General features: G+C 62.1%; 9 protein-coding genes. 4 read left to right on the forward strand and 5 right to left on the reverse strand.

The annotated features are described in order from the left end of the window. Positions 1 to 37 precede the first annotated feature (37 nt). Positions 38 to 2287, reverse strand: a complete 2250-nt coding sequence (locus IPZ49_RS06690) for a TonB-dependent siderophore receptor (RefSeq protein WP_015571183.1) — start codon at positions 2285 to 2287, stop codon at positions 38 to 40. Positions 2288 to 2433: 146 nt separating this feature from the next. Between IPZ49_RS06690 and fes the strand changes: the two genes are divergently transcribed. Genes fes through entF form a run of 3 tightly spaced genes read left to right on the forward strand, consistent with a single transcriptional unit; the run spans position 2434 to position 7710 of the window. Then, a complete protein-coding gene (gene fes / locus IPZ49_RS06695; RefSeq protein ID WP_063147008.1) occupies positions 2434 to 3633 on the forward strand; it encodes an enterochelin esterase in 1200 nt (399 codons plus the stop codon). 10 nt (positions 3634 to 3643) lie between these two features. After that, complete coding sequence (locus IPZ49_RS06700; RefSeq protein ID WP_032624700.1) at positions 3644 to 3856, forward strand: MbtH family NRPS accessory protein; 213 nt, start codon at positions 3644 to 3646, stop codon at positions 3854 to 3856. Next, positions 3853 to 7710, forward strand: coding sequence for an enterobactin non-ribosomal peptide synthetase EntF (gene entF / locus IPZ49_RS06705; RefSeq protein ID WP_063147007.1), 3858 nt, complete (start codon positions 3853 to 3855; stop codon positions 7708 to 7710). Before IPZ49_RS06700 ends, entF begins: the two co-directional genes overlap by 4 nt. 88 nt (positions 7711 to 7798) lie before the next feature. Here the strand turns inward: entF and fepC are convergent, their stop codons facing one another. From fepC to fepD, 3 genes are read right to left on the reverse strand one after another with little or no spacing between them, the layout of a single operon-like run. Continuing rightward, entirely contained in the window at positions 7799 to 8599 is an 801-nt protein-coding gene (gene fepC, locus IPZ49_RS06710; RefSeq protein ID WP_023299555.1) for an iron-enterobactin ABC transporter ATP-binding protein, read from the reverse strand. Continuing rightward, complete coding sequence (gene fepG, locus IPZ49_RS06715) at positions 8596 to 9585, reverse strand: iron-enterobactin ABC transporter permease (RefSeq protein WP_074143152.1); 990 nt, start codon at positions 9583 to 9585, stop codon at positions 8596 to 8598. The genes fepC and fepG overlap by 4 nt, the downstream gene beginning before the upstream one ends. Beyond that, on the reverse strand, positions 9585 to 10589 hold the full coding sequence (gene fepD, locus IPZ49_RS06720) for a Fe(3+)-siderophore ABC transporter permease (protein ID WP_022647378.1): 1005 nt from the start codon (positions 10587 to 10589) through the stop codon (positions 9585 to 9587). Before fepD ends, fepG begins: the two co-directional genes overlap by 1 nt. 108 nt (positions 10590 to 10697) lie before the next feature. Between fepD and entS the strand changes: the two genes are divergently transcribed. Continuing rightward, positions 10698 to 11924 (forward strand): enterobactin transporter EntS, encoded by a 1227-nt coding sequence (entS, locus tag IPZ49_RS06725; protein ID WP_023299557.1) that lies wholly within the window; start codon positions 10698 to 10700, stop codon positions 11922 to 11924. Positions 11925 to 12001: 77 nt separating this feature from the next. Here entS and fepB read toward each other — a convergent pair whose 3' ends face one another. Next, complete coding sequence (fepB, locus tag IPZ49_RS06730) at positions 12002 to 12961, reverse strand: Fe2+-enterobactin ABC transporter substrate-binding protein (RefSeq protein WP_023299558.1); 960 nt, start codon at positions 12959 to 12961, stop codon at positions 12002 to 12004. Positions 12962 to 13061: the final 100 nt, after the last annotated feature.

Genomic DNA, 13061 nt, shown 5'->3' on the forward strand with positions numbered 1-13061 from the left:
CTCAGCCCACAGGGAGAGGGGGAAGTCACTGCCTGTATCAGAACCTCGTATTCACGCTCATGTACCAGGTGCGACCCGGCTCATTATACGTATACGCACCCGCACCGTACATATACGCACCCGTCGTGGTATTACCCGTGGTCTGGGCGTTACCGGCGCGCCACTGGCGCTTGTCGAAGACGTTGTCCACGCCGCCGGTCAGGCTGACGTTTTTGGTCACGTCCCAGGTCGCGCTCAGGCCAACGATGCTGTACGGGCTGACTTCGTCTTTCTCAGACCCGGTCACCGGCTGACCTTTGTAGTTGTACTTCTTCGGCTGCTGCTTGCCGTACCAGGTGAAGGTCGACTGCAATGAGACATCCTGACGTACCTGCCAGCTTAGGGTAGAGTTCAGCGTATACTCCGGGATGATCGACAGACGATCGCCGGTCTCCTTGTTCTTGCTTTGCAGCATGTAGGTGATGTTGTTGGTCCAGTTGATGGTATCGCTGACCGGCACGTTCAGGGAGCCTTCCAGTCCTTCCACTACCGCCTTCGGTACGTTTTCCCACTGGTAGATATCGGTGGTGACTTTGCCGGTGGACGTCTGGCCAATCGGCGCGTAGCCCGCTTCAATCTTGTTGCGGTAGTCGTTGCGGAACCAGGTCACGCCCGCCAGCCAGCCGTCGCGTTTCCACTCCAGGCCAATCTCTTTGTTGATGCTGGTTTCCGCTTTCAGATCGTCGTTACCCATCATGTAGCAGCCCACGCCGTCGGAGCTGGCGTAGCAGCCCTGGCCTTTACTGTACAGCAGGTAGTTCGGGTTGGTCTGATACAGGCTTGGCGCTTTATAGGCGCGCGCGATGCCCATCTTCAGGGTGAAGTCATCCCCCAGACCTTGCGACAGGTTCAGGGACGGGCTCCAGTTATTGCCGACAATAGTGTGGTGATCGAAGCGCAGGGCAGGGGTCAGCATGGTGCTGTCGGTCAGCTCCATGTTGTTTTCGGCGAACAGGGAGAAGATCTCCGCTGACGTGTAGGGGCTACGGTCTTCGCTCATGCCCGGGATGGTGCCGCCCTGCTGGGTTTGCGTGAAGGAGGTCGAGTCCTTCATGCGCTGCTGGTTCCACTCGGTGCCGAGCGTCAGGTTTTGATTCACAATGAAATCAATCGGCAGGTTGATTTCGCTGTGCAGCATCACGTCGGCCAGGTCGGTATCGGTGAATTTATTGCTGTTGAACAGGCCTTCCAGACCGCCCGCCAGGCCTTCGCCCAGACGCGAGTTGCGGGTGTGCTCGTACTGCGCCCAGTTGCTGGTGGTAATGCCGTTATCCCAGCCGCCGTTCCAGGTCACCGCGAAGTTCTGACGATAGATACGGTTAGTCTCTTTACCGTAGTTCTTCTTCACCAGCCCGCTTGAGCTGTTGTCGTTGTTGGTATTCTGGGTATCGCCCGCGTAAAGGTTGTTCTGGCGGCTGTATCCCGCCTCAAACTCCAGGGACTGCATAGGCGCAAAGTCCCAGCGCACCACGCCGTTGATGTCTTTATTCTCGACCCCTTCACGGCCTGCCGGCAGCGTGTCGGCATATGCGCCGGTACGGTCAGACTGATGGCCCTGGTTAATGTCCCAGGCGTCGGCCTGGGTTTTATCCAGGTTACCGTACATGCGGAAGCTGAAATCCCCGCCCAGCGGGCCGCTCAGGCTGAAGTTAGTGCGTTTGGTGGAACCTTCGTCTTTATGCTCTGGCGCATTCAGGTAGGTGTTCCAGGAGCCGTGCCACTGGTCGTCGAATTTTTTGGTGATGATGTTCACCACGCCGCCCGCCGCGCCGTTACCGTAGCGGGCAGCAGCCGGGCCACGGATCACTTCGATGCGCTCGATCATCTCCGGCGGGACCCAGCCGGTATCGCCGCGGGTATCACGCTCGCCGCGCCAGCCCAGACGGATGGAGTTGCGGCTGGTGACCGGCTTGCCGTCGATCAGGATCAGGGTGTTTTCCGGGCCCATGCCGCGAATGTCAATCTGACGGTTATTCCCGCGCTGGCCGCTGGTGGAGTTGCCGGTCAGGTTAACGCCCGGCATGGTGCGGATGATTTCCGCCACGTCGCGCGCGGGCGGGTTTTTGCGGATCTCATCGGCGGTGATGGTTGACACGCCCGGCGCCTGCAAATTCTGCTCGGCGGCGGTGATCACCATGGTGTCTTCGTGCTGCGCGGAGGCGGTGTTGTCGTCTGCCATGACGGGCAGCGCGACACCATAAATCCCTAAATTGACCAGCAAGGCCAGAGAGTGAATCTTCTTATTCATTGTACGTCCCGCTTTTATGGTTATTTAATGAGCGCGCTTCCCACAGCGCGGGCATTACGCTATTGCAAATGCAAATAGTTATCAATAATATTATCAATAAAATTTGCTCTGAAACAAAAAAGACTGTTAAACATGGGGTTATAAGGGTGACGGCGTTAACAACCGGAAGTGAAGCGTGGTGGCAGGCGAAAGACGGGCCGGAACGGGAACGTCATCAGGAAAACTATCGCGTGACATTCTGGTGGCGGGACCCGGCGGGAACGCAGAAAACGTCGACGATTAAACGCGTCTGGCTCTACGTCACCGGCGTGACCGATCACCATCAAAATGCCCGTCCGCAGTCCCTTGAACGTATCCCGGATACCGACGTCTGGCAGTGGCAGGGCGAGTTCAGCCCCGAATGGCGCGGCAGCTACTGTTTTATCCCCTCCGACAATGAAGATGATTTTGCCAGCGCAGTGTTTGAAGGCGAGCAGCCGGACCGCATGGCGCTGCGCGAAGGCTGGCGCAAACTGCTGCCGCACGCGGTTTCCGATCCGCTGAATGCGCAGAGCTGGCGCGGCGGGCGCGGGCACGCCGTCTCGGCGCTGGAGATGCCGGAGGCGCCCGTACAGCCCGGCTGGAATCATCCCGATACGCCCTATAAAAAGCCTGTCTGCATTGAGTGGCACAGCGCGCGTCTGAAGAACCATCGCCGCGTGTGGATTTTTACCACCGGGGATGAAAGCCCCGAGCGCCCGCTGGCGGTGCTGCTTGACGGGCAGTTCTGGGCCGAAAGCATGCCCGTCTGGCCTGCGCTGGCGTCGCTCACCCATGAAGGCAAACTGCCGCCTGCGGTTTATGTCTTAATCGACGTCATTGACACCGCACACCGCAGCCGCGAGCTGCCGTGCAACCCTGATTTCTGGCTGGCGGTGCAGGACGAACTCCTCCTGCAGGTGAAAAGCATGGCCCCGTTCAGCGACCGCGCCGACCATACCGTGGTGGCGGGCCAAAGCTTCGGCGGGCTCTCTTCCCTCTATGCGGGCCTCAACTGGCCGCAGCGTTTTGGCTGCATCCTCAGCCAGTCCGGATCCTACTGGTGGCCGCACCGCGGCGCGCAGCAGGACGGGCTGCTCATTGAACAACTCAAAGCGGGTGAAAAAACCGCTCGCGGGCTGCGCATCGTCCTTGAGGCCGGGCGCAACGAGCCGCTTATCTTACGCGCAAACCAGGCGATCCTCGCCGAACTACACACTCAGCAACCGGTTTTCTGGCGTCAGGTTGACGGCGGACACGATGCGCTTTGCTGGCGCGGTGGGCTGACACAGGGGCTGATGACCCTCTGGCAGCCGCTTATTCAATAACGGAGTCTGTATGGAATTCAGCAATCCTTTCGATAATCCGCAGGGACAGTTCGCCATTTTGCAAAATGACCAGGGGCAGTACAGCCTGTGGCCGCAGGAGTGCGAGTTGCCCGCGGGCTGGCGCGTGGTGTGCGAACCGCAATCTCAGGAGGCGTGCCAGCAATGGCTGGCGGAACAGTGGCAGACGCTTGAGCCGTCTTATTTTGCGGGGGAGCGCGCATGAACCGTCTCCCTCTTGTCGCCGCCCAGCCGGGGATCTGGATGGCAGAGCAGCTTTCCTCCCTGCCAAACGCCTGGAGCGTGGCGCACTACACCGAACTGAAAGGCGCTATCGACGCGCCGTTGCTGGCAAAAGCCATCGCTGAAGGCATGATGCAGGCCGACACCCTGCGGATGCGTTTCGCTGAGGATAACGGCGAGGTGTGGCAGTGGGTCGATGAGGCCATGATCCTGCCGGAGCCGTCCATTGTGCGCGTTAACTCCCACGACGCCGCCGTGGCGCTGATGGAGGCCGATCTCAACCAGAACCTGCGCGTCGACAGCGGTCAGCCGCTGGCGTTTCACCAGCTGATTCAGGTGGGAGAAAACCACTGGTACTGGTATCAGCGGTATCATCATCTGGTGGTAGATGGCTTCAGTTTCCCGGCCATTACCCGTCAGATCGCCGCCATTTACGCTGCGTGGCAGAAAGGTGAACCTGCGCCCGCCTCCCCGTTTACTCCGTTCGCCGAGGTGGTGGAGGAGTATCAGCGCTATCGCGACAGCGAGGCGTATCAGCGCGACGGTGCTTTCTGGGCCGAACAGCGCAAACAGCTTCCTTCTCCGGTCTCGCTCTCTTCCGCGCCCCTGCCGGGACGTGCCGCCACCACCGACATCCTGCGCCTGAAAATGGCGATGGACGGCCGTGCGTTCAGCCAGCTTGCACAGGCGGCCGGACAAACGCAGCGAACCGATCTGGCGCTTGCGCTGGTGGCGCTGTGGCTGGGCCGCCTGACCGGACGGCTGGACTACGCCGCCGGGTTTATCTTTATGCGCCGTATGGGCTCCGCCGCGCTGACCGCGACCGGACCGGTGCTCAACGTCCTGCCGATGGCGGTGAATATTCGCCCGCACGAGAGCTTGCCAGCGCTGGCGCTGCGCCTGGCGAACCAGCTGAAAAAGATGCGCCGCCATCAGCGCTACGATGCCGAGCAGATCGTGCGCGACAGCGGGCAGGCCGCAGGGGACGAACCCTTGTTTGGTCCGGTGCTGAACGTCAAGGTGTTCGATTATCAGCTGGATATCGACGGCGTGGAGGCCATTACCCACACGCTGGCGACCGGCCCGGTGAACGATCTGGAGCTGGCGCTGTTCCCGGACGAGCAGGGCGGACTAAGCATTGAGATCCTCGCCAACAGGCAGCGTTACGACGAGGCGACGCTGAAGGGGCACGCGGCGCGGCTGAACGCAATGCTGACGCAGTTTGCCGCCAACCCGGACCTGCGCTGTGGCGACGTGGAAACCGTATCAGAGCAGGAATACGCCCGGCTGGCGCGAATCAACGATACCGGGCTGGCGCTGCCGTCCACCACGCTGGCGGACCTTGTCGCGGAGCAGGCGAGCAAAACGCCGGACGCCCCGGCGCTGGCGGATGCCCATACTGAGCTGAACTACCGCCAGATGCGCGAGCAGGTGGTCGCGCTGGCAAATCTGCTGCGCGCGCGCGGCGTGAAGCCGGGCGACAGCGTGGCGGTGGCGCTCCCGCGCTCGGTGTTCCTGACCCTGGCGCTGCACGGGATTGTTGAAGCTGGCGCCGCCTGGCTGCCGCTGGATACCGGTTACCCGGACGACCGTCTGCGGATGATGCTGGAGGACGCGAAGCCGTCGCTGCTCATTACCACCGACGAGCAGCTTCCGCGCTTTAACGATCTGCCGATCGCCACCTTTAGTTACAACACACTATTACCGGCCACCGATGCTGAACCTCTGCGCCTGGCGAAGCCGGAGCAGACCGCGTACATCATCTTTACCTCCGGTTCGACGGGACGACCAAAAGGCGTGATGGTCGGCCATACCGCCATCGTTAACCGCCTGAAGTGGATGCAGGATCATTATCCACTGGCGGCGCATGACGTGGTGGCGCAGAAAACGCCGTGCAGCTTTGACGTGTCGGTGTGGGAGTTCTGGTGGCCGTTTATCGCCGGGGCGAAGCTGGTGATGGCCGAGCCGGACGCGCACCGCGATCCGCAGGCGATGCAGAGCTTCTTCGCACAATATGGCGTAACCACCACCCACTTCGTGCCGTCGATGCTGGCGGCGTTCGTCGCCTCGCTGACGCCGGAAAACGTCGACTGTTGCAGGACGCTGAAGCAGGTGTTCTGTAGCGGCGAGGCGTTGCCGACTGCGCTGTGCCGCGAGTGGGAACAGCTCACCCATGCGCCGCTGCACAACCTCTATGGCCCGACCGAAGCGGCGGTGGACGTCAGCTGGTATCCGGCGTACGGCCCCGAGCTGGCGGCGGTGGAAGGGAACAGCGTGCCGATCGGCTTCCCGGTGTGGAATACGGGGCTGCGCATTCTGGACGCGATGATGCGCCCGGTGCCGTTCGGCGTGGCGGGGGATCTGTATCTCACCGGCATCCAGCTGGCGCAGGGGTATCTGGGACGCCCCGACCTTACCGCCAGCCGCTTTATCGCCGATCCGTTTGCCCCCGGCGAGCGGATGTACCGCACCGGGGACGTTGCTCGCTGGCTGGACAACGGCGCGGTAGAATATCTGGGCCGCAGCGATGACCAGTTAAAAATTCGCGGTCAGCGCATTGAGCTGGGCGAAATCGACCGGGCCATGCTTGCGCTGCCGGATGTGGCCCAGGCCGTGGCGCACGCCTGCGTGTTCAACCTGGCAACTGCCACGGGTGGCGATGCCCGCCAGCTGGTGGGGTACGTTGTCTCCGAATCCGGCTTACCGCTGGATCGCGACGCGCTGCTAGCATCACTCAAAGCCCAGCTGCCGCCACATATGGTGCCGGTGGTGCTGCTGCAAATCAGCGCGCTGCCGTTAAGCGCCAACGGCAAGCTGGATCGCAAGGCGTTGCCGCTGCCGGAGCTGACCAGTAAAACCTCTGGTCGCGCGCCTGAGACACAAACCGAAGTCGCCGTGGCGCAGGCGTTTTCTGCCCTGCTGGGCTGCGCAGTGAACGATATCGAAGCCGATTTCTTTGCCCTCGGCGGCCACTCGCTGCTGGCGATGCGCCTCGCGGCTCAGCTCAGCCGTGCGTTCAGCCGTAAGGTCACGCCGGGCCAGATTATGGTCGCCTCAACGGTGAGTAAGCTTAGCGGCCTGCTGGACTCGCAGATGAGCGACGAGCAGGTGCAGCGTCTGGGGTATGAAACTGTTCTCCCGCTGCGTGAAAGCAACGGCCGCACGCTGTTCTGCTTCCATCCGGCGTCCGGCTTTGCCTGGCAGTTTAGCGTCCTGGCGCGCTACCTCAGCCCGCGCTGGTCAATCGTCGGCATTCAGTCTCCCCGGCCTGAGGGGCCGATGGAGCAGTGTGCAGATCTCGATGCGGTGATCGAACATCATCTGAACACGTTGCGTAAGCAGCAGCCGCAGGGGCCGTATTATCTGTTCGGCTATTCCCTCGGCGGCACGCTGGCGCAGGGCATTGCGGCGCGTCTGCGCGAGCAGGGTGAAGCGGTGGCGTTCCTCGGCCTGCTGGATACCTGGCCGCCGGAAACCCAGAACTGGGCGGAGAAAGAGGCCAATGGCCTCGATCCGGAGGTGCTGGCGGAAATTGAGCGCGAGCGTCAGGCGTTTATCGCCGCCCAGCAGGGGCAAGGTTCCAGCGAGCTGTTTAACGCTATTGAAGGCAACTACGCCGATGCGGTGCGGCTGCTCACCACCGCGCATAGTTCACGGTTCGACGGTAAAGCGACGCTGTTTGTCGCCGAACGCACGCGAACCATGGATCCGCAGGCCGCATGGGCGCCGTGGGTGAGTGCGCTGGAGGTGTACAGCCAGGACTGCGCCCACGTGGATATTATTTCACCGCAGGCGTTTGAAAAGATTGGGCCGGTACTGAAGGAAATTTTAGGATAGTGCAAATGCCCCTCACCCTAACCCTCTCCCACGGGGAGAGGGGATGGTTTGCTCCCTCTCCCTGTGGGAGAGGGCCGGGGTGAGGGCATCAGACCGCACGCTTGCCCAACGGCACCACCAGCGGCGTACCCGCCACCGGATCGTCAATAATCATGCAGCGCATGCCGTAGATCCGCGCGATCAGATCCGGCGTCACAATCTCCTTCGGCGCGCCCTGCGCCACAATCTCGCCGTCGCGCAGCGCAATCAGATGCGTCGCGTAGCGGCACGCCTGATTTAAGTCGTGCAGCACTGCCGCCAGGGTGTACCCCTGCGTGCGGTTCAGTTCGCTCAGCAGCTCCAGCAGATCAATCTGATGGCTGATATCGAGCCAGGTTGTCGGCTCGTCCAGCAGCATAATCGAGGTTTCCTGCGCCAGTACCATTGCAATCCAGGCGCGCTGGCGCTGTCCGCCGGAGAGAGTATCGACGCTTTGCTGGGCCAGATTGGTGATGCCCGTAGCCTGCATCGCGCGCTTCACCGCCTCGTCGTCCTCCTTGCGCCAGCGGGTAAACAGCGGCTGGTGCGGGTAGCGCCCGCGGGAGACCAGCTCCTGCACGGTGATATCCCCCGGCGTGGTGGCGTTTTGCGCCAGCAGGCCAATTCGGCGCGCCACCTCTTTGCTGGCGAAGCGCTGGATCTGCTCCCCGTCGAGGAACACGCTACCCTCAACCGGCGACATCAGGCGGCTCAGCGTGCGCAGCAGGGTCGATTTGCCGCAACCGTTCGGGCCGATAATGGCGGTGAAGTGGCCGTCCGGAATGGACACGGATAAATCCCGGGCAATGATTTTTTTGCCGTAGCCGAGGGTTAAGTTTTCGCCGCGCAAGCGGAATGTTGAATCTGTCATTTCTTGCGTGACTCCTGAACGAGCAAGACGATGAGGTAAATCCCGCCGAGGCTGACGGTCACCACGCCCACCGGCAGTTGATAAGGCATAAACAGCTGCTGAGCGCAGAGATCGGCGGCCAGCAGTAACAATGCGCCGCACAGCGCCGCCTGGGTTAATCCCCAGCGCGCGGTACCGCTAAGACGCCGCGCGATATGCGGGGCTACGAGGGCAATAAACGAGATCGGCCCGGCGATGGCGGTAGACGCTGCGGTCAGCAAGACCGCCACCAGCATCAGCATCAGGCGCGAGCGCTCTACGCTCACGCCCAGCGCGCAGGCGCTGTCGTCGCCCATCTCCAGCAGCCGCATGCGCCTGACCAGCAGCAACGCGCCAATAAACATCAGCAAAATCAGCGGCGCGGCGGGCCAGGTTTTTCCCCACGTCAGACCGTTGAGGGAGCCGGCGTACCACAGCCCGGCGGAGAGCGCGGTTTCCAGCGATGCCTGTAGCAGAAGCCAGGTGTTGAACGCCATCAGCATCGCACGGATGCCGATCCCGATGATGATCAGACGGAAGGTGTCGATGCCGTTGCGCCAGGCCAGGGCCCAGATAAGCAGGGAGGTGAGAATACCGCCCGCCATCGCCGTAAAGGTAATGGCCGTAAGATGCTGCCCGAACAGCACCATCGCCACCAGCACGCCGCTCCACGCGCCGGTATTCAGGCCCATCACGTCCGGGCTCCCGAGGGGGTTACGCATCAGCGACTGGAATATCGCGCCGCTGACGCCAAGCGCCGCGCCCACCAGGATCGCCATCGCCACGCGCGGCAGTCGCCATTCGGTGACCACCATGGTGATGTTACGCGGCGCGCTGCCGCTGAGAGCGTGAAAGACCTGCGCGAAATCAAGCGTTACGGCACCGCTTTGCAGGCTCCAGACCGTCAGCAGCAGACTGGCGACGACCAGCAGGGCGACGCTGGTAAGTAAACGACGGGACGGGGCCATCATGCGCCACCCCCGCGTCTGCGTCGAACCAGGAAGATCAGCACCGGCGCGCCGATAAAGGCGCTGACCACCGAGACGCGCAGTTCACCCGGCACCAGCAGGCGGCCCAGTACGTCAGCAAAGAGCAGCAGGGCAGGGGTCGCCAGCAGCGTGACCGGCAGCGACCAGCGGTGATCCGCCCCCACCAGCCAGCGCGCCATGTGCGGCATCATCAGGCCGATAAAGGCAATCGGCCCGACCACGGCGGTCGCGCTGCCGCAGAGCACGGTAATGGCGAGTAGCCCCGTCAGCTGCGTGCGCGCCACACGGTTGCCGAGGGCGGTCGCGGTATCGCTGCCGAGGCTCAGGCTGTTCAGCGCCCGGCTTAAACAGAGCGCCACGGCGGCAGCGACGATCGTCGGGATCACCACCACCTTTAAGGTTTCAAGGGTACGAATATCCAGCGAACCCGCCTGCCAGAAGCGCAGCTGGTCATACACGTCCGGGTTGAGCAGGGCGATGCCGTTGGACAAGCCTTCCAGTACCGCCGCGAGCGCTACGCCCGCCAGCGTTAAGCGTACCGGGCTGAGCTGGCCGCCGCCCTGGCTGCCGGTAAACGCCACCACCAGCGAGGCCGCCAGCGCGCCGCAAAAAGCCATCATCAGCTGTTCAGAGGGGGACGTAAATCCAAACAGCGCTGCGCCGAGCACGATGGCAAAGCTGGCGCCGGAGTTAACGCCGAGAATGCCGGGGTCCGCCAGCGGGTTGCGGGTGAGGGTTTGCATCAGGGCACCGGCAAGGCCGAGCGCACCGCCAGCCAGCAATCCGGCAAGGGTTCGGGGCAGGCGAGCGTCGAGCACGATGGTGCAGTCGGCACTCTGACAGGTACCGGATAGCGCATCGACAATAACGGACGCGGGCAGCGGTTTTGCGCCGACCAGCAGGCTGAGTGCAATCGCAAGGATTAGCAGTAGCAATAAAACGGGCACGGCAAGGGCGCGCACCGCAGAAGAGGAAAACGACATAGCAACATCCATGATTTGATAATGATAGTGATTATCGTTATCTATCTTATTTGGCTATGTTAGCATGTGCGCCCATGGAATGGGTAGAAATAGACTCAAGGCTTTGTCATGAATCAAAAATCCTGGCTGCTTAACCTCAGCCTGCTCAAAACACACCCGGCGTATCGCGCCGTTTTTATCGCTCGCTTTATCTCCATTTTGTCCCTCGGTCTGCTTGGTGTGGCCGTACCGGTGCAAATCCAGACCATGACTCACTCCAGCTGGCTGGTGGGGTTATCCGTCACCTTAACCGGCGGGGCGATGTTTATCGGCCTGATGGTGGGCGGCGTGCTGGCGGACCGCTACGAGCGTAAAAAGCTGATCCTGCTGGCGCGCGGCACCTGCGGGGTGGGCTTTGTCGGGCTGTGTCTGAACGCCATGCTGCCGGAGCCGTCGCTGGTGGCCATTTACGTGCTGGGATTGTGGGACGGCTTTTTTGCTTCGTTAGGCGTGACGGCGCTGCTGGCGGCCACGCCCGCGCTGGTCGGGCGCGAGAACCTGATGCAGGCGGGGGCGATCACCATGCTCACCGTACGTCTCGGCTCGGTGATTTCGCCGATGGTGGGCGGTCTGTTGCTGGCGACCGGCAACGTGGCGTGGAACTACGGCCTTGCCGCGGCGGGAACGTTTATTACCACTCTGACGCTACTGCGTCTGCCGCTCCTGCCACCCCCGCCGCAGCCGCGCGAGCATCCGCTGAAGTCCCTGATGGCCGCGATTCGTTTCCTGTTCAGCAACCCGTTGATTGGCGGCATTGCGCTGCTCGGCGGCCTGCTGACGATGGCGAGCGCCGTGCGCGTGCTGTATCCGGCGCTGGCGGGTGAGTGGCAGATGAGCGCCTCAGAGATTGGCGTGCTGTACGCCGCCATTCCGCTCGGTGCGGCCTTCGGGGCGCTGACCAGCGGCAACCTGGCGCAGAGCGCGAGACCGGGGTTGATCATGCTGGTGGCGACGCTGGCCTCGTTTATCGCCATTGGTTTCTTTAGCCTGATGCCGGTGTGGGCGTTGGGGGTGATGTGTCTGGTGATTTTCGGCTGGCTGAGCGCGGTCAGCTCTCTTTTACAGTACACCCTGATCCAGACCCAGACGCCGGAAGGGATGCTCGGGCGCATTAACGGCCTGTGGACGGCGCAGAACGTCACGGGCGATGCGATTGGCGCGGCGATCCTCGGCGGGCTGGGGGCGATAATGACCCCGGTGGCGTCGGCGAGCAGCAGCGGGTTTGTGTTAGCCGTTGTTGGCGTGATTTTACTGGCGGTTCTGGTGGAGTTGCGTCGGTTCAGGCAGACCCTGTAGGTCGGGTAAGGCGTAGCCGCCACCCGACAAAACGCCCGGTGGCGCTGCGCTTACCGGGCCTACGGGGAACGTGCCACTTATTTAAAAATTGAATTCAAACGCTGCAACACCAACATCGCGCTGTAATAATCCAGGCGGAACGTCTCGGTTCCTAATGCCCAGACGCGCTTGTTCTTCACCGACGGCAGATGCGCCAGCAGCGGGTTGGCGTAAATCGCGTCCACGTCTTTCTGATCGCCGGCAAACACGAACAGCCCTTCGCCGTTCAGCCCCGTCGCCAGGTTTTCACCCCCTAACTGGATAATGTCGTGGCGTTTGCCCTGACTTTTTGAGGTGTGCAACCCGGCAGGCACGTCGGCCAGCGTAAAGCCCAACTGGTGCAAAAGCTTGCCCTGCGCGGAGTCTGTCGTCCACAGGTTCGCCGTGTGCGCCGCGGCGGTGTAGACGATGGCGTTCACCGGCTGTGGCGGCAGCTTCATCTGCTGTTTCACCTTGGCGAGCTGTTTGTCGAAGGCAGCGATGCGCTCTGCGGCCTGTGTCTCCTGCCCGGTGATCGTCCCCAGTTGGGTCAGCAGTTCCTGCCAGCTTTTGTCGTCGTAGTTAATGATAAGCGTCGGCGCGATGGCGGAAAGCTGATCGTAGAGCGCCAGCGCGGAATCCCCGCCGGTGGCGCTGATCAAAATCAGGTCCGGCATCTGGGCCGCGACGGCTTCGGCGCTCGGCTCGCCGATGTACAGCCGGGCAACCTTACGCTGTTTGGCGATATCGCCCCACTGACGCAGGAAGCCCTGCGCATCCGCCACGCGGTTGTTTGGCGTGGTCGCGCCGCTGGCAATGACCGGCGCGTCAATGGCCAGCAGGGAGCCGGTTAAGGTCACGCTGGTGGAGACAATGCGCGTCGGTTTGCTCTCAAGCGTGTGAACGCCGCGGCTGTCGGTGACCTGGCGCGGCCAGTCGGCGGCGACGGCTGAGGTTAGTCCTAAAACAAAAAGTCCTGTTAAAAGAAGGGCATTGCGGCAAACGGCAGCGATTTTCACAGAGCGGCATCCTGATTTTATTGAAGATAATGCTTCTCATTTTCAGGGCTGTAGGGAAGGGATGCAAGCGTTTGTCGCACAAGTTATTTGCCCGACGGTT

Origin of the sequence: Enterobacter cloacae complex sp. S2 (assembly GCF_015159675.1) — a bacterium.
In the GTDB taxonomy this organism is placed as follows: Bacteria; Pseudomonadota; Gammaproteobacteria; order Enterobacterales; family Enterobacteriaceae; genus Enterobacter; species Enterobacter intestinihominis.

Bases quoted from the DNA above. Each gene is read 5' to 3' on its own strand.
- IPZ49_RS06700 (WP_032624700.1), top strand. From the start codon at position 3,644: ATGGAATTCAGCAATCCTTTCGATAATCCGCAGGGACAGTTCGCCATT.
- entF (WP_063147007.1), top strand. From the start codon at position 3,853: ATGAACCGTCTCCCTCTTGTCGCCGCCCAGCCGGGGATCTGGATGGCA.
- fepD (WP_022647378.1), bottom strand. From the start codon at position 10,589: ATGTCGTTTTCCTCTTCTGCGGTGCGCGCCCTTGCCGTGCCCGTTTTA.
- fepC (WP_023299555.1), bottom strand. From the start codon at position 8,599: ATGACAGATTCAACATTCCGCTTGCGCGGCGAAAACTTAACCCTCGGC.
- IPZ49_RS06690 (WP_015571183.1), bottom strand. From the start codon at position 2,287: ATGAATAAGAAGATTCACTCTCTGGCCTTGCTGGTCAATTTAGGGATT.
- entS (WP_023299557.1), top strand. From the start codon at position 10,698: ATGAATCAAAAATCCTGGCTGCTTAACCTCAGCCTGCTCAAAACACAC.
- fepG (WP_074143152.1), bottom strand. From the start codon at position 9,585: ATGGCCCCGTCCCGTCGTTTACTTACCAGCGTCGCCCTGCTGGTCGTC.